The 16,657-nt window shown below is 37.9% G+C and carries 17 protein-coding genes; 11 read left to right on the forward strand and 6 right to left on the reverse strand.

The window, feature by feature from the left end; genetic code table 11:
- The first annotated feature begins 2 nt into the window (after positions 1-2).
- Together lpdA and ACHUE4_RS00110 are read left to right on the forward strand one after the other, a co-directional pair.
- Positions 3-1,415, forward strand: coding sequence for a dihydrolipoyl dehydrogenase (lpdA, locus tag ACHUE4_RS00105; protein ID WP_394187235.1), 1,413 nt, complete (start codon positions 3-5; stop codon positions 1,413-1,415).
- 554 nt (positions 1,416-1,969) lie between these two features.
- Positions 1,970-2,797, forward strand: coding sequence for a polysaccharide deacetylase family protein (locus ACHUE4_RS00110; RefSeq protein WP_394187236.1), 828 nt, complete (start codon positions 1,970-1,972; stop codon positions 2,795-2,797).
- Positions 2,798-2,846: 49 nt separating this feature from the next.
- Here ACHUE4_RS00110 and ACHUE4_RS00115 read toward each other — a convergent pair whose 3' ends face one another.
- Positions 2,847-4,316 carry an aminotransferase class I/II-fold pyridoxal phosphate-dependent enzyme gene (locus ACHUE4_RS00115; protein WP_394187237.1) on the reverse strand — a complete coding sequence of 490 codons (1,470 nt, stop codon included), beginning with the start codon at positions 4,314-4,316 and terminating at the stop codon, positions 2,847-2,849.
- A 221-nt stretch (positions 4,317-4,537) separates the two neighbouring features.
- Between ACHUE4_RS00115 and ACHUE4_RS00120 the strand changes: the two genes are divergently transcribed.
- Entirely contained in the window at positions 4,538-5,494 is a 957-nt protein-coding gene (locus tag ACHUE4_RS00120) for an NAD(P)H-dependent flavin oxidoreductase (protein WP_394187238.1), read from the forward strand.
- 17 nt (positions 5,495-5,511) lie between these two features.
- Complete coding sequence (locus ACHUE4_RS00125; RefSeq protein WP_394187239.1) at positions 5,512-5,790, forward strand: UPF0223 family protein; 279 nt, start codon at positions 5,512-5,514, stop codon at positions 5,788-5,790.
- Between the two features lie 24 nt (positions 5,791-5,814).
- On the opposite strand, the gene ACHUE4_RS00130 is transcribed toward ACHUE4_RS00125, so the two are convergent.
- Positions 5,815-6,435, reverse strand: a complete 621-nt coding sequence (locus ACHUE4_RS00130) for a YktB family protein (protein ID WP_394187240.1) — start codon at positions 6,433-6,435, stop codon at positions 5,815-5,817.
- Between the two features lie 159 nt (positions 6,436-6,594).
- Between ACHUE4_RS00130 and ACHUE4_RS00135 the strand changes: the two genes are divergently transcribed.
- Positions 6,595-6,792 carry a hypothetical protein gene (locus tag ACHUE4_RS00135; RefSeq protein WP_394187241.1) on the forward strand — a complete coding sequence of 66 codons (198 nt, stop codon included), beginning with the start codon at positions 6,595-6,597 and terminating at the stop codon, positions 6,790-6,792.
- 104 nt (positions 6,793-6,896) lie between these two features.
- Positions 6,897-7,688: an inositol monophosphatase family protein gene (locus ACHUE4_RS00140; RefSeq protein WP_394187242.1), complete on the forward strand. Its 792-nt coding sequence runs from the start codon at positions 6,897-6,899 to the stop codon at positions 7,686-7,688.
- Between the two features lie 40 nt (positions 7,689-7,728).
- On the opposite strand, the gene ACHUE4_RS00145 is transcribed toward ACHUE4_RS00140, so the two are convergent.
- A complete protein-coding gene (locus ACHUE4_RS00145; protein WP_394187243.1) occupies positions 7,729-7,914 on the reverse strand; it encodes a YlaF family protein in 186 nt (61 codons plus the stop codon).
- Positions 7,915-8,030: 116 nt separating this feature from the next.
- Between ACHUE4_RS00145 and typA the strand changes: the two genes are divergently transcribed.
- Entirely contained in the window at positions 8,031-9,878 is a 1,848-nt protein-coding gene (gene typA / locus ACHUE4_RS00150) for a translational GTPase TypA (RefSeq protein ID WP_394187244.1), read from the forward strand.
- Between the two features lie 26 nt (positions 9,879-9,904).
- Positions 9,905-10,231: a YlaH-like family protein gene (locus tag ACHUE4_RS00155; protein WP_394187245.1), complete on the forward strand. Its 327-nt coding sequence runs from the start codon at positions 9,905-9,907 to the stop codon at positions 10,229-10,231.
- Between the two features lie 42 nt (positions 10,232-10,273).
- Here the strand turns inward: ACHUE4_RS00155 and ACHUE4_RS00160 are convergent, their stop codons facing one another.
- The 3 genes from ACHUE4_RS00160 to ACHUE4_RS00170 are packed head-to-tail and all read right to left on the reverse strand — an operon-like array spanning position 10,274 to position 11,448.
- A complete protein-coding gene (locus tag ACHUE4_RS00160) occupies positions 10,274-10,735 on the reverse strand; it encodes a hypothetical protein (RefSeq protein WP_394187246.1) in 462 nt (153 codons plus the stop codon).
- Complete coding sequence (locus ACHUE4_RS00165; protein ID WP_394187247.1) at positions 10,736-10,939, reverse strand: YlaI family protein; 204 nt, start codon at positions 10,937-10,939, stop codon at positions 10,736-10,738.
- Positions 10,940-10,950: 11 nt separating this feature from the next.
- On the reverse strand, positions 10,951-11,448 hold the full coding sequence (locus ACHUE4_RS00170; protein WP_394187248.1) for a peptidyl-prolyl cis-trans isomerase: 498 nt from the start codon (positions 11,446-11,448) through the stop codon (positions 10,951-10,953).
- A 169-nt stretch (positions 11,449-11,617) separates the two neighbouring features.
- On the opposite strand from ACHUE4_RS00170, the gene ACHUE4_RS00175 reads away from it, so the two are divergent.
- The 3 genes from ACHUE4_RS00175 (at position 11,618) to pyc (ending at position 16,586) form a co-directional block, all read left to right on the forward strand.
- A complete protein-coding gene (locus ACHUE4_RS00175) occupies positions 11,618-11,899 on the forward strand; it encodes an Fpa/YlaN family protein (protein ID WP_394187249.1) in 282 nt (93 codons plus the stop codon).
- Positions 11,900-11,966: 67 nt separating this feature from the next.
- Positions 11,967-13,130, forward strand: a complete 1,164-nt coding sequence (locus ACHUE4_RS00180; protein ID WP_394187250.1) for an FtsW/RodA/SpoVE family cell cycle protein — start codon at positions 11,967-11,969, stop codon at positions 13,128-13,130.
- Positions 13,131-13,145: 15 nt separating this feature from the next.
- A complete protein-coding gene (gene pyc, locus ACHUE4_RS00185; RefSeq protein ID WP_394187251.1) occupies positions 13,146-16,586 on the forward strand; it encodes a pyruvate carboxylase in 3,441 nt (1,146 codons plus the stop codon).
- The last annotated feature ends 71 nt before the right edge of the window (positions 16,587-16,657 follow it).

Raw genomic sequence — 16,657 nt, forward strand, 5'->3', positions numbered from 1 at the left:
CTATGGTAGTTGGAGATTTCCCGATTGAAACAGATACGCTCGTCATTGGGTCAGGCCCTGGCGGATATGTTGCGGCAATCCGCGCAGCACAAACAGGACAAAAAGTTATTATTGTTGAAAAAGAACATATAGGTGGAGTTTGTTTAAATGTAGGATGTATTCCTTCTAAAGCGTTGATTTCAGTAGGTCACCGTTTTGAACATGCTAAACACTCTGATGATATGGGTATTACAGCAACAGACGTTAAAATTGACTTCTCTAAAGCACAAGCTTTCAAAGACAGTGTTGTTAAGAAATTAACAGGCGGTGTGGAAGGCTTACTTAAAGGGAACAAAGTTGAAATCGTACGTGGGGAAGCTTACTTCGTAGATGCAAACACGGTTCGTGTTATGGATGAAAGCTCGGCTCAGACGTACAAATTTAAACATGCGATTATTGCAACTGGGTCTCGTCCGGTTGAAATTCCATCGTTCAAGTTCACTAAGCGTGTATTAAGTTCGACAGGCGCTTTGGCTCTTGAAGAGATTCCTGGTAAATTAGTAGTCATCGGTGGAGGTTATATCGGAACTGAATTAGGAACTGCATTTGCAAACCTAGGTTCTGAAGTAACAATTATCGAAGGCGGCGACGATATTTTAGCTGGATTCGAAAAACAAATGACTCAAATCGTTAAAAAAGGCTTGAAGAAAAAAGGTGTCAACGTTGTTCTTAAAGCATCAGCAAAAGGCGTTGAAGAAACTGATTCAGGCGTGACGGTTACTTATGAAGCAGGCGGAGAAGAGCAAAAAGTCGAAGCTGATTATGTATTAGTAACTGTTGGTCGTCGTCCAAACACAGACGAAATGGGCCTTGAAGAAATCGGCGTGAAAATGGGTGAACGTGGGTTGATCGAAGTCGACAAACAAGTTCGCACAAGCATCGAAAACATCTTCGCGATTGGTGATGTTGTCTCAGGACCTCAGTTAGCTCACAAAGCTTCTTACGAAGGTAAAGTAGCAGCTGAAGTTATCGCTGGTCAAACATCTGTTGTGGATTACCTAGCAATCCCTGCAGTGTGTTTCACGGATCCTGAATTAGCAACAGTTGGCTTAAGCGAAGAGCAAGCTAAAAAAGAAGGCTTTGAAGTAACGGCTGGGAAATTCCCATTCGGTGCAAATGGTCGTGCTTTAGCATTAAATGCAACAGATGGTTTTGTGAAATTAGTTTCACGTAAATCTGATGGTTTATTGTTAGGTGCTCAAATCGTTGGTCAAGGTGCTTCAGACATGATTGCTGAACTTGGTTTAGCAATTGAAGCTGGAATGACTGTTGAAGATATCGCTATGACAATTCATGCACACCCTACGTTGGGAGAAATTTCAATGGAAGCTGCTGAAGTTGTTATGGGTCATCCAATTCATATTTTATCTAAATAATAGTTTAAGCCGCACAGTTCTAGATGAGCTGTGCGGCTTTTTTGTATTTTACGGTTGATATTTTAAGGGATTATCCTGAAAAATTACGGGATTAGATTGAAAGTTTACGGGATTAGGTGAAAAAAATACGGGATTAGTAAATTCATATGCTTTAGATTGTAGAATAGTAGAATAAGTTGATTTGCATTTTGTCGGACGCTTTCCGCGGGCACGACTTCAGCCGCTTCCCTCGCGATGCTCAGTCCAGGGGCTTCAGTTCGTGCTGATTCCGCCGGAGTCGCCGCCTCCATTCCACTCAACAGAAATCAATGTAAATATAATGATATTCATGTTTTCTCGTCTGAGGTTATCACATATTAGTCCGCGGAAAGCGAAAGAATTTGCCGACCACCTTCTTTTTCTATTAAGTGCAATAGACAGGAAGTCGGATATACTAACCTATTAATTTTTGGACTTCAGTCAAATACATATCTATATGCGTCTAAAGTATACTAGCATAGGATTTGTAGGACATGATAAAATGTCATCAAGGAAAGGGTAAATGGTGATACAACATGAAAAACACAAAATGGATTACTTTGGCCGCGATGGCTTTAATGTTAAGTGCTTGTGGCGAAGAAGAGACGAAACCAGTTGCACAACCTCAAGAAGATCTAGTAGAGAATGAAAATGAGGAAGAGAAAGAAGAAGTTGTAGAGAAGGAAGAAGATTTTGAAGAAGAAGTGATCGAAGAGGATGCGGAACCTCAATATGAGATCAATGAAGCGAACTGGACAGTCAAACCGATTGCAGACGCTCCTTCAAAAGTAGTTTTATTAACAATCGATGATGCACCAGATAAGAAATCTTTAGAAATGGCTAAAACGTTAAAAAGCTTAAATGCACCGGCGATTTTTTTTATTAATGGGCATTTTATTGATACGGATGAAGAAAAAGCCGTTTTAAAGGAAATTCATGAAATGGGATTTGAAATAGGCAATCACACACAAACACATGCCAATTTAAAACAATTATCTGAAGAAGAGCAACGAGCGGAAATTATGCAAGTCAGTGATTCAATTGAATCTATTATCGGCGAAAGACCAAAGTTTTTCCGTGCACCATTTGGAGTTAATACTGATTTTAGTAGGGCTCTTGTAAAGGAACAAGGGATGTTATTAATGAATTGGACATATGGCTACGATTGGGAATCGAAATATCAAGATGCCAAAGCATTAGCTGATATTATGGTGAATACAGAATTCTTAACTGATGGCGCAAATCTACTGATGCATGACCGACTATGGACTGCGGCTGCATTAACCGATATCGTCGAAGGTCTGCGTGCAAAAGGTTATGAAATGGTTGATCCGACAACGATAAAAGGTGTAACGACAGAGTAAATTCAAAAAAAATCTTCCAAGCCAATACTGGCTGGAAGATTTTTTTTTATTAATAAAAAGCTTTATGTTCTTTAATGACTCGAATGAACTTGAGTTCATCGTCTTCTGGACCTTGAACAGGTAGACCAGCTTCTACGTTCATGTGAATATAAGCAATGTTTTCTTCTGTGATTATTTCCCCGGGAATAAATATTGGAATCCCTGGAGGGTAAACCATAATGAATTCAGCTGAAATGCGTCCTGCAGCCTCTGAGAACGGTACAATTTCTGTAGTAGCATAGAATGCATCCCTCGGCGTCATAGCCAATTTAGGGATATCTGGTATCGTTACAAAAGGTTCTACGACAGCCGCTTCCGTTTCTAGTGATTTTGCCATTCGATCAAGTGCGTTAATAAGTAAATTTAATTCTTTTGAAGTATCTCCTATCGTTACAATACACAAAATGTTGTATAAATCGGATAACTCAACTTCGATATTCGCTTTTTCACGTAACCATTCTTCCGCTTGGTGACCTGTGATGCCTAAATTCTTCACACTAATAAGCAATTTAGTAGGATCGAAGTCATACGTTGCTGAAGTTCTTAAAATTTCCTCTCCCACACAAGTTAAATGAGGAATTTTATTGATTCTTTGTCTAGCGTCTTGAGCTAATCGAATAGCTTCACCGATTAAATCATGACCGTGAACTGCTAATTGTCTTCTTGCTGTATCCAGTGAAGCGAGTATAGGATAAGAAGTAGAAGTTGTCGTCAGCATAGATAATATCGACTGAACTCGCTTTGCAGAGACACGGCCTTCACGTACGTTTAACACGGAACTTTGTGTCATAGAGCCACCAAGCTTATGGACGGAAGTTGCAGCCATATCAGCACCAGCAGCCATTGCTGACACAGGCAAGTCTTCATGGAAATGAATATGAACACCATGAGCTTCATCTACCAAGACTGGGATATTACGTTCGTGAGATATTTTTACAATACGACTCAAGTCTGCCGCAAACCCAAAATAGGTAGGATTTATTACAAGCACAGCTTTGGCATCAGGATTTGCTTCTAACGCTTTTTCAACTGATTCGGCTGAAATCCCGTGAGAAATTCCAAGGTCTGGATCCACTTCAGGGTGAATGAAAACAGGAATCGCACCGGCAAAAACGATTGCGGACATAATTGATTTATGAACGTTACGAGGAACTAGAATTTTATCTCCAGGTCCACATACACTCAAAATCATTGTCATAATGGCACCACTTGTTCCTTGTACAGAAAAGAATGTATAATCAGCACCAAAGGCTTTTGCAGCTAATTCTTGTGCAAGTTTTATAGCTCCTTTTGGAGAATGTAAATCGTCTAATGGCGCAATGTTGATCAAATCGATTGATAATACGTTATCTCCCACAAATTCGCGGAATGCTGGATCAACACCACTTCCTTTTTTGTGACCTGGTATATGAAATTGAATGGGATGTCTATTTCTGTGCTTAAGTAAAGCGTCGAATAGAGGGGTTTCTAGTTGTGACAACTGATCATCCACCTTACCTTTCCTATTATGATTTGTTAAGCTAATTATTCGGGAATCCATGGTACATTGATAGATGGCATGTTGGTTAAAGCAAACAGCCATTTTATTAATTGAAAAACAAGTGAATTATAGCATTATGATTCACGTATTACTATTCTTTTTAACAGGAATTATGAATAAAAGATGAATACTTACAAAAAGAATTTTAGGAGGATTTCAATTTGGAATGGAAAACTAGAATTACAGACTTACTTCATATTCAATATCCGATTATTCAAGGTGGTCTTGCTTATTTGGCGTATGCGGAATTAGCTGCAGCTGTTTCCAAGGCTGGTGGTTTAGGTCAAATAACGGCAATGAGTTTAGAATCACCGGAAGCATTAAGAGAAGAAATTCGAAAAGTGAGATCGCTGACAGATCGTCCGTTCGGGGTTAATTTTGCCATTGGAGATCAAGGTAGACCTTTCGCTCATATGTTAGAAGTGGCAATCGAAGAGAATGTTCCGGTCGTTTCGATGACGGGAGGGAATCCTACGCCAATATTTGACCAATTAAAGGGCACAACTATTAAAAAACTAGTATTAGTTGCCGCTACACGCCAAGCTCAAAAAGCTGAGGAATTAGGGGCAGACGCCGTCATGGTTGTGGGACAAGAAGGTGGGGGGCATTTAGGTCGAGATGATGTAGGAACCATGGTTTTAGTACCTAAAGTAGTTGATGCTGTGAAAATTCCGGTTATTGCATCTGGTGGAATTGGAGACGGTCGAGGTTGGATGGCCGCACATGCACTTGGGGCGGAAGGAATTGAAATGGGGACAAGATTTATCGCGACAAAAGAATGTGTCCATGCTTCAGAAGTTTATAAAAATGCTTTGGTTGAGGGGTCTGAAACAAGTACTACAGTTATTAAACGTTCCATTGGTGCTCCGGCAAGAGCTTTAATAAACCCTTGGACAACCGCCATTCGAGAAATTGAGTCTAAAACGCCAACATATGAGGCGTTAAAAACATACATAAGTGGAGAGGCTAATAAACAATATATCTATCACGGAGAAAGTGACCGAGGGTTTGGTTGGGCTGGTCAAGTGACCGGTTTAATCGATGACGTACCTACCGTCGAAGAGTTATTTAAGCGAATGATTTCACAAGCTGAAACCATCCGTTTAAAATGGCTATAAAGAAAGGGTGAATATATATGAGTTATTCTTATCCGTTTTCAAAAGATTGGTCTACAACAGAAATCGTTGAAGTTGTACAATTTTTTGAAGCAATCGAAAATGCCTATGAAAATGGCATTAAACGCGAAGAACTAATGAAAAAATATCGTCGATTCAAGGACATAGTTCCTTCAATGGCAGAAGAGAAAACCTACTTTAGAGAATTTGAAAAAGAAAGTGGTTATGTCTGCTATCCGATCATTAAGAAAATGAAGGAAACAACAACTGGAGCCATTATAAAAGGAGCGGGGAAATAATCCCGCTCCTTTTTTAAAAAATAATTAATTTGTCATCAACTTATATATAGGCAGCAGAGCCTCGAATGTTTCATCGGCATAAGCTTCAAACTCCTCTTCAGACATTTTCACCGCTTCTTCTCTCGGTAAATGACGTCCGACTAAAAATTCAGCTTTTTTAACATCCTTCAATCGAACAAGTAAGGATTCCAAATCTTCTTTGTATGCTGCTTTTAGCGGAATTGCATTCGGCGACATATGGTCACCCGAAATAATGAAATCCGCTGGTAGTTTCTTCATGATGCTCTTCTTCTTTAATAATTTCTCCGCAATCGCAACTTTGTTTGGTACTTCATAAATAACTGCTAGAACAACAAAGACATGTGATCCCCATAACCCAATTTGAAAATGAGGGAGTGCTTTGTATCCTCGTTTGTAAGGAGCGAATGCAACCCATGAATCTTTCGGAGGGTTTACAGACCGACGAGCATGTTTTGCTACGTGTGGGAAAAATTCATCCCCGGTTTTGCTTGAAAAAAAAGTCGCATAATGCGTTCCAAAACTTTCAAATTTCGGACGGACTTTTTCAATTAATCCTTGCATACGATGTTCTAATCCATCTATTTCAAACACTTCAAAATCGGTGTTTTCCCATGCTGTTTTCAAAAATATTTTCCTCCTTCGCAATTCCTACGTTTAGTTTAATAAAAATATGGGAAAAAATCATGTAAGTAAGCTTTTTGAAGTTGACAAAAAAATTTTATTACCATAAAGTATATAAAACATTCTGAATATTCCGATAAAAAAGAAAAGGGGTGTATGACCATGAAACAAGTTGTCCATATCGTTCGCAAAGAAGATGTAGAGAAAAAGTTAATCAATGGATTGAAGTTAGAACTCGACTATGAACTTGCCTCTTTGTTCGATGCAATGCAAATGAAAAATGACGCGGAAATGCTAAAAAGCAAAAACCGTCTGTCTGAGATTCATCAGGAGTTGGAGGCATTGCATGCATTACGTTAAAAAGAATACTGCCACTTATACGTAATTGCACCTGAACGTCGAATCTGACAACAGGTGCTTTTTTTGTTTATAATACAAATACAGATAGAAAGGCGGTAGAATTCGTGGATATAATTAAACTTGATCGTGATGCCAAAAACATGTTAAAAGAAGCAGGAAATCGAATTCGAACCTCCTTTTCCAGTGAACTTTCAATTGAGTCTAAAGCGGATGCGAATGACTTGGTTACAAACATAGATAAAGAAATCGAACAGTTTTTTATTAGCCAAATAAATGCGGCCTATCCTAGTCACTTGATTTTAGGGGAAGAAGGTTTCGGCAATCAACTAGAACATTTAGAAGGAATCGTTTGGATGCTCGATCCGATTGATGGCACAATGAACTTTATTCATCAAAAGAGGAACTTTGCAATATCCTTAGGTATTTATAAAGATGGAGAAGGTATTCTTGGCTATATTTATGATGTTGTATTAGATGAATTGTATAGTGCACATAAAGGGCATGGCGCTTTTCTTAATGATGAACGCATTCCTTTCTTAGAAGAGACAAGTATTCAAGAAGCAATCATTGGCATGAATGCAAGTTGGGTCGTACCAAATGACCATATCGAAAATGATGGGTTAATTCAATTAGTTCGTGATGTCAGAGGTATTAGATCTTATGGTTCAGCAGCGCTGGAATTGGCATATGTGGCGACGGGAAGAATTGATGCTTACATGTCACTGAGGTTATCACCGTGGGATGTTGCGGGAGGCATGGTTATTGCATCTGAAGTTGGGGCAGTTGCTACCAACTTAAGAGGCGAACCATTAAAGATGCTTGGAACGGATACTTTCTTTGTTGCAAGAGGTGGCTTGCATCCGCAAATTCTAACAAATTATATAAAAATAAAATAAAAAAACAAGGAATTCGGAAATCCGATTCCTTGTTTTTTTGTTACAAAATACCTTGATCACGCATTTTTTTCTTCGTTTTAAAACCGTATCCCATAACCAAAATTAATGCTAAAATACTAAGTAGAATGCCAGGTATACTACGTAACCCAACTGAAATCCCAATTGCAAACATCGACAGTAACGCTGCAAGAGAATATAAAACAAATACCCATTTAATATTTTTCACGAGTAGTACCTCCAAAGCATCATAATAAATTTAATCATACTAAATCAGACAAAAGTTAACAACATGTGCTATAATAACACAGTTATGGACTCGAAAAAAGAATATGGAGTGAAACGATGACAAATTTACGTAATGACTTAAGAAATATTGCAATTATTGCCCACGTTGACCATGGTAAAACAACTTTAGTTGACCAAATGTTAAAACAATCAGGTACGTTCCGTTCAAATGAACATGTGGACGAGCGCGCGATGGACTCTGGTGATATCGAGCGTGAGCGTGGTATTACAATCCTAGCTAAGAACACTGCGATTCAATATAAAGATGTTAAAATTAACATTTTGGATACACCTGGTCACGCTGACTTTGGTGGAGAAGTTGAACGTATTATGAAAATGGTAGATGGTGTTCTTCTTGTAGTTGATGCATATGAAGGTTGTATGCCTCAAACTCGTTTTGTATTGAAAAAAGCCTTGGAACAAAACTTACAACCAATCGTTGTTGTTAATAAAATTGACCGTGACTTTGCACGTCCTGAAGAAGTGGTTGATGAAGTTCTTGAACTTTTCATCGAACTTGAAGCAAATGATGATCAGTTAGAATTCCCTGTAATTTTTGCATCAGGTATGAACGGTACTGCAAGTCTTTCTTCTGATGTGAATGATCAAGAAGAAAACATGAAAGTTATCTATGATGCAATCATTGAACATATTCCAGCACCAGTTGACAATAAAGAAGAGCCACTTCAATTCCAAGTATCTCTTTTAGATTACAACGATTACGTAGGACGTATCGGTATTGGTCGTGTTTTCCGCGGAACAATGGAAGTTGGCCAACAAGTATCACTTATGAAATTAGACGGTAAAGTGAAAAACTTCCGTGTTACAAAAATGTTTGGTTTCATGGGTCTAAAACGTGTTGAAATTCAACAAGCTCATGCTGGTGATTTAATCGCCGTATCTGGGATGGAAGACATTAACGTTGGTGAGACAGTTTGCCCAACTGAACATCCAGATGCATTACCAATCTTACGTATTGATGAGCCAACTCTTCAAATGACGTTCTTAGTAAACAACAGTCCGTTTGCTGGTCGTGAAGGTAAGTGGGTAACATCTCGTAAAATTGATGAGCGTTTACAATCTCAACTTGAAACAGACGTCTCACTTCGTGTAGATCCAACTGACTCTCCGGATGCATGGATTGTTTCTGGTCGCGGTGAATTACATTTATCAATTTTGATTGAAAACATGCGTCGTGAAGGTTTTGAACTTCAAGTTTCTAAACCAGAAGTTATCGTTCGTGAAATTGACGGTGTTCGTTGTGAACCGGTTGAACGTGTACAAATCGATGTTCCTGAAGAACATGTTGGATCTATTATTGAATCTATGGGTGAGCGTAAGGGTGAAATGCTCGACATGATCAATAACGGTACTGGTCAAGTTCGTTTAGTATTCATGGTTCCTGCTCGTGGACTAATCGGTTATACAACTGATTTCATGACTTTAACTCGTGGATACGGAATCATTAACCATACATTTGATAGCTACCAACCTATGCAAAAAGGTCGTGTTGGTGGACGTAGTAAAGGTGTTCTAGTTGCCATGGCTACTGGTCAAGCTTCTGAATATGGTATTTTAGGTATTGAAGATCGTGGAACGATTTTCGTTGAACCTGGTACTGATATTTATGAAGGTATGATTATTGGTGAACATACTCGTGACAATGACTTAACAGTTAACGTTTCGAAAATGAAAGCTGCTAATAATATTCGTTCTGCGAATAAAGAAGCAACAACTACACGTAAAAAGCCACGTATTATGACATTAGAAGAATCTCTTGAATACTTAAATGATGATGAGTACTGTGAAATCACACCTCAATCTATTCGTTTACGTAAAAAAGTTCTTGATAAATCAGAGCGTGAGCGTGTAACTAAAAAAGCAAAAACTGCTGAAAATAGTTAATTATTGATGATGAGAGGGTGAGGTACTTGGAAGAAAAGCAATTCGTTTATGACAGTATGTATCCAATTGCGCGTCTCATATATGAGACGCTTCCAAGCTATACTATGGCAGGATATGCTTTATATCTTGTCATCTTCCTATTATCTGCGTTAGTTTATAAACTTGGATTTGCGAAAAAGTTAAAAATGTCTCAAAACATTGTGATTTATCTTTTTCTGCTAATAGGATGTTTAATGCTTACGTTTTTAGCCTTCTTTTTACCAGTCGTAGAAGGTTTGATTATTGCAGCGATGATTTTGATTTTATATAAAATTCGATTGCATAATGAAAAAAAGAGTAGTGCTAGCGCTTAGCTAGTACTACTCTTTTTGTTTGTTGTGTTTTTTATTAATATGTTATTGATCAATATGACTTGGCAATAATTTTATATAGAGCGTTGGAATCAACCAAATATAAAAGATATGCGCAATTGTCCAATAACTAAATGCAGTCCAATCATTCCATACAGGAACTTCTTTTATAGCTAATAGACTTAAAATGAAAAACAAAGCAAACGTTGGTAAACATAATAAAAAACTAAGACCCAACAATTTCTTGAAATTCTGTCCGATTTGAAGTTTTAGTGCTAAAAAAACAAAAACAAAGCCAATTACGATCGAAACTAAAAGATGGAAGATAAATTCTATAGGTTCAGTCCAATTGATTGCACCAATACCAGGGATAAAGTCAATATTTAATAAAAGCGTATAAACTAAAATACCTGTTATGTTTTCGACTAGTTTTAAAAAAAGACCTAGAAGAATGCCACTAATTAGGCCGATATATATAGATAGAAGGATTGCCTGTCGATTCCACATTTAGAAATCTTCCTCAATGCGACGGGAGCTTTTATAAAACTGGAAATGTCCAGTCGCGATTCGAGCATTGGTTCTTTCAGCAATTCGATCGTGACATGGGTCACACATATACGTATGAATAGGGCGGTTACGGAGCTTTTTTGCTTGTGGTGCATCATCAGGTAAATCGTTAATGGTTTCACAAATAACACATTTTACTCGCATGTTTGGTCCTCCTATTCAACTCTTACTGCATTGACTTGCTTAATTGGATTTTCAAGATTTGAACCGTCTGCTTTTAAAATGTAGGCGGGACCATCGTCATGCAACGGTTTTCCATCTTGGCTGAACTTGAAAATAAGCGTTTGCGCTTCTTCTAAAGAAAATGAGTGTTCACCGTTTTCTGTTTCAATTACAACGGTTGTTGCATTTTCTTTAACTTCCGCATTTTTTAAAAAGTGATGTAAATAGATGCCGAAAGTTCCAGTGAGCATTTTTGTTTTCTCATATTTTTTTTCTGTTTGAATCGTAGGAGGGTTTGTTGAACCTTCCATTATTTCTCTAGACCAATGTGCAGACATGTTTTTCGTGTATTCCTCTAACTCATCAGTTTCTTTATGTTTTGTAGTGAAAAATGTAGTTAAATCAATACGGCGATCATCAAAAATCCAAACACCTGGATCTAATGTGATTTTAAAATTCACTTCGCCTTTTACTGGGATAATTCTTTCCATACGTCGTTGCCTCCTAGCGAGTTGCCATTTCTAATTTTAGTATAACCCTTTCCTCAAAGGTTAAAAAGAATTAAGTTTTTTGTAATAGAGATGTAGAGGCAACACTTGCAATTTTCGCATTTGAAAGATACACTTTATTAAGAATATAACAGGTAATGGGGGCGTCCTCATGGATACAGAATTACAAACATCGTATCAGGAAAAAGCATATCTTTTGTTGAAAGCTGATGCGGAAAAAATAGCACAACTCATTAAAGTCCAAATGGACCATTTGACGATGCCGCAATGTCCGCTTTATGAAGAAGTCTTAGATACGCAAATGTATGGTTTGTCCAAAGAAATCGATTTTGCGGTTAAACTAGGGCTTATTGAACGTGAAGAAGGAAAGCGCCTTCTATCTACACTAGAAAAAGAATTATCTGTTTTGCATGAAGCATATACAGAAAAATAAGTTTAAAACTCAAACTCTCCATGTGTTTGAGTTTTTTTGCTAGATAAAAGAAAAAGAGGTCCAATACATGATTCCCTATTTTAAAAGATATGCCAAAAATTTTGATTACCCTCTATTTTTTACATATCTCTTCCTATGCCTTTTTGGTTTAGTCATGATCTACAGTGCCAGTATGGCTTGGTCAGTAAGAAGATATGATTTTGAGTCCGATCATTTTTATAAAAAACAAATATTAAATTTAATCATTTCAGTTCCCGTCTTCTTATTAGCGGCGATTTTTCCCTATAAACATTACCGGAAAAAAGTAATTATGATTACAATGCTTGTCGTGATGTTTGTCTTACTCGCTTTGGTTCATTTAATTGGGTATTCAGCAGGTGGAGCTCAAAGTTGGATTAATTTAGGGTTTGGTAATCTTCAACCGTCTGAATTAGCTAAAATAATCATTGTTCTATATTTTGCAGGTGTGTTTGCAAACAAAGCTAGTAAAGGACCAATAGATAGTTTTAATCAATCAATAGCACCGCCTGTAACTGTGTTAGTTTTAGCAGTCGCATTTGTGTTATCTGAAGTAGATATGGGTTCAGCTATGATTCTATTTCTGACTGCCATTTCCGTGATGGCGGCAAGTGGAATAAAAATTCGTACTTTCGTTAAAATGAGTGCAGTCATGGTTGGTGGCCTAGCTGTCACCATGCCAATTTTATATTTGGTAAGAGATAAATTCATTACCGAGAAACGGTTAGGACGAATTGAAGCATTTTTAAACCCCTTCGAATATGAACAAGGTTTTGGTTATCAAGTTGTGAATGGTTATTATGCGATTGGAGCAGGTGGTTGGAAGGGCTTAGGTTTAGGACAATCCGTTCAAAAATTAGGTTACTTACCTGAACCACAAACTGATTTCATTATGGCAATTATTGCAGAAGAACTAGGAATAATAGGAGTCTTAATCGTAATAGGTGGTTTAGGATTTATCGTACTTCGTGCACTGACCATTGCTTTGCGTGCTGAAGATCCTCATGCTCGTATGATTGCTGCCGGGTTTGGGAGTATAATAGGCATCCAAACTTTTATTAACTTAGGAGGATTACTTGGCATTATTCCATTAACAGGAGTTCCGTTGCCATTTATCAGTTATGGCGGTACGTCGGTTATTTTGTTATCTTTAGCTATGGGTATACTTTTAAATGTATCCATGTTTGTCAAATACGAAAAAACTCGAACCTAAGGGGTGTCATCTCAATTGAAAACGATTCAAAAAATTTTAGTAGCCAACCGCGGAGAAATCGCGATTCGAATTTTCCGTGCTTGTACAGAACTCAAATTAAGAACTGTATCGATTTATTCAAGAGAAGATAGTGGGTCATTTCATCGCTATAAAGCAGATGAGTCATATTTAGTAGGGGATGGGAAGAAACCTATTGACGCCTACCTTGACATTGAAGGTATTTTAAAAATCGCGAAAGATAGCGGTTCAGATGCTATTCATCCAGGTTATGGTTTTTTATCAGAAAACGTTGATTTTGCTAGACGTTGTGAAGAAGAAGGAATCATTTTCATCGGACCTACCTCGCAGCATTTAGATATGTTTGGCGATAAAGTCAAAGCAAGAACACAAGCAGTTTTAGCTGGTATCCCTGTTATTCCAGGTAGTGATGGTCCCATTAAATCCGTAGAGGAAGCACGTGAATTTGGTAAACAGAATGGTTATCCTCTTATGATTAAAGCGTCTCTTGGAGGCGGTGGACGTGGAATGCGTATTGTTCCAACTGAACAAGACTTAGAGTCAGCATACGAACGTGCGAAATCTGAAGCGAAAGCTGCTTTTGGTTCAGATGAAGTGTATGTAGAAAAATTTGTTGAAAAACCAAAACACATTGAAGTTCAAATTTTAGGCGACAAACAAGGGAATTTAGTGCATTTATATGAGCGGGATTGTTCGATTCAACGCAGACACCAAAAAGTGGTTGAAATCGCTCCATCTAACTCGATTAGTGCGGACCTTAGAAATCGCATTTGTGATGCTGCCGTACAATTAATGAATAATGTTCACTATATAAATGCAGGAACCGTTGAATTTTTAGTGGCTGGAGATGATTTTTATTTCATCGAAGTAAATCCTCGTATTCAAGTTGAGCATACGATTACGGAGATGGTTACTGGAATTGATATTGTGCATACGCAAATACATATTGCAGATGGTAGTTCTTTGCATGAAGAAGAAGTTGGTATACCAGCGCAACAAGATATTCCGTTATTCGGTTATGCAATCCAATCCCGTGTAACGACGGAGGATCCTTTAAACCAATTCATGCCTGATACAGGGAAATTAATGGTTTACCGTTCTGGTGGAGGATTTGGTGTGCGTTTAGATGCCGGGAATGGCTTCCAAGGCGCAGTCATTACGCCATACTATGATTCTTTACTCGTAAAAGTATCAACTTGGGGTATGACATTTAAAGAAGCTGCGGCTAAAATGGACCGTAACTTACAGGAATTTAGAATTCGAGGAATCAAAACGAATATTCCTTTCTTAGAAAATGTAGTTAAACATCACCATTTTTTATCAGGTAAATTCGATACGAGCTTTATTGACTCAACTCCTGAACTGTTTTTATTCCCAACACGTAAAGACCGTGGTTCTAAACTTCTAAACTATATTGGAAACGTGACGGTTAATGGTTTCCCTGGAATTGAGAAGGATTCAAAGCCTGTTTTCTCTCTTCCAAGAAAGCCTGAAATTGTAAGACCCACTACATCTTTGTCGGGGACGAAGCAAATTCTTAATGAACGCGGTGCTGAAGGGTTAGTAAAATGGATTCAAGAACAAGAAGATGTTCTAATAACTGACACTACATTTAGAGATGCTCATCAGTCACTTCTTGCTACACGCGTTCGCTCTCATGATATGTATCAGATTGCTGAACAATCAGCAGTAGGTATGCATGATGCCTTTTCTTTTGAAATGTGGGGTGGCGCAACGTTTGATGTAGCCTACCGTTTCTTAAAAGAAAATCCTTGGGATCGTTTAATCAAAATGCGTGAGATGATACCAAATGTCCTTTTACAAATGCTTGTTCGAGGAGCAAATGCGGTTGGATATAAAAATTATCCGGACAATGTTATCCGTGAATTTATACAATCATCGGCTGAAGCTGGAATCGATGTGTTCCGAATTTTCGATAGCTTAAACTGGATTAAAGGAATGGAAGTTGCAATTGATGCAACTCGACAATCAGGTAAAATTGCAGAAGCGTCCATTTGTTATACTGGGGATATTTTAGATGATAGCCGTGCGAAATATACGGTGGCTTATTATAAAGAAATGGCGAAAGAGTTAGAAGCTGCTGGTGCACATATTTTAGCGATTAAAGATATGGCAGGTCTTTTAAAACCAGAAGCGGCTTATCGTCTAATTTCAGAATTAAAGGATACCGTCGACTTACCGATTCATTTGCACACACATGATACGAGCGGCAATGGTATTTATATGTACGGTCGTGCAATCGATGCAGGCGTTGATATTGTAGATACAGCTTTAGGAACAATGGCTGGACTGACTTCTCAACCGAGTGCTAACAGTTTGTCCTATGCTTTAAATGGTAGCAAACGAGAAGTAAGGGTAGATGTAAAATCATTGGAACAATTGTCTCAATATTGGGAAGATGTTCGAAAATATTACCAAGATTTTGAATCAGGCATGATGAGTCCTCATACGGAGATTTATGTTCATGAGATGCCTGGCGGTCAATATAGTAATTTACAGCAACAGGCTAAAGCGGTCGGTCTTGGCGATCGCTTTGAAGAAGTAAAGGATATGTATTCTCGAGTTAACTTAATGTTTGGAGATGTTGTCAAAGTAACACCATCCTCTAAAGTAGTGGGAGACATGGCTTTATTTATGGTTCAAAATGATTTAGATGAAAATTCTGTATTAGTTCGAGGGGAGAGTATTGATTTCCCAGACTCTGTAATTGAGTTTTTCCAAGGGTATATTGGACAACCTTATGGTGGATTCCCGAAAGAGTTACAAAAGGTTATTTTGAAAGATCGGGAAGCTATTACGGTTCGACCAGGTGAACTTCTTGAACCTGTTGATTTTAGAGAGTTGAGAGATGAATTATTCCATAAATTGAATCGTCCGGTTGATAGCCACGAAGTTTTAGCCTATGCTTTGTATCCTAAAGTGTACGAAGAATATGCAGAAGTGGTGAAGAAGTTTGGAGATGTTTCAGTTTTAGATACACCAACGTTTTTATACGGAATGCGTTTAGGCGAAGAAATTGAAGTGGAAATTCAAAAAGGAAAAACCTTAATTATTAAAATGGTCTCTATTAGCCAGCCACAAGCGGATGGCAATCGGGTGATTTATTTTGAATTAAATGGTCAGCCTCGTGAAATTATCATTCAAGATATGAACGTTGAAACGACAGGAACACCAGTATTAAAAGCTGATAACTCAAATCCGAATCACATAGGTGCGACTATGCCAGGAACCGTATTGAAAGTCGTTGCATCCAACGGTTCTTCAGTGAAAAGAGGAGAGCATCTTTTGATTACGGAAGCTATGAAAATGGAAACAACTGTTCAAGCACCATTTGACGGCGTGGTTAAGGAAATCTATGTATCAGCAGGCACGTCAATTGCACCAGGTGATTTATTGATTGAAATTGAAAAGGCTTAAAATTTGTCAGGTCCGTAGTATTTACGGATTTGACCTTTTTTATGGCTATAAATATAGTAGGATAACAAAAA

This window comes from Paenisporosarcina quisquiliarum (assembly GCF_043641925.1).
GTDB classification, from domain to species: Bacteria; Bacillota; Bacilli; order Bacillales_A; family Planococcaceae; genus Paenisporosarcina; species Paenisporosarcina quisquiliarum_A.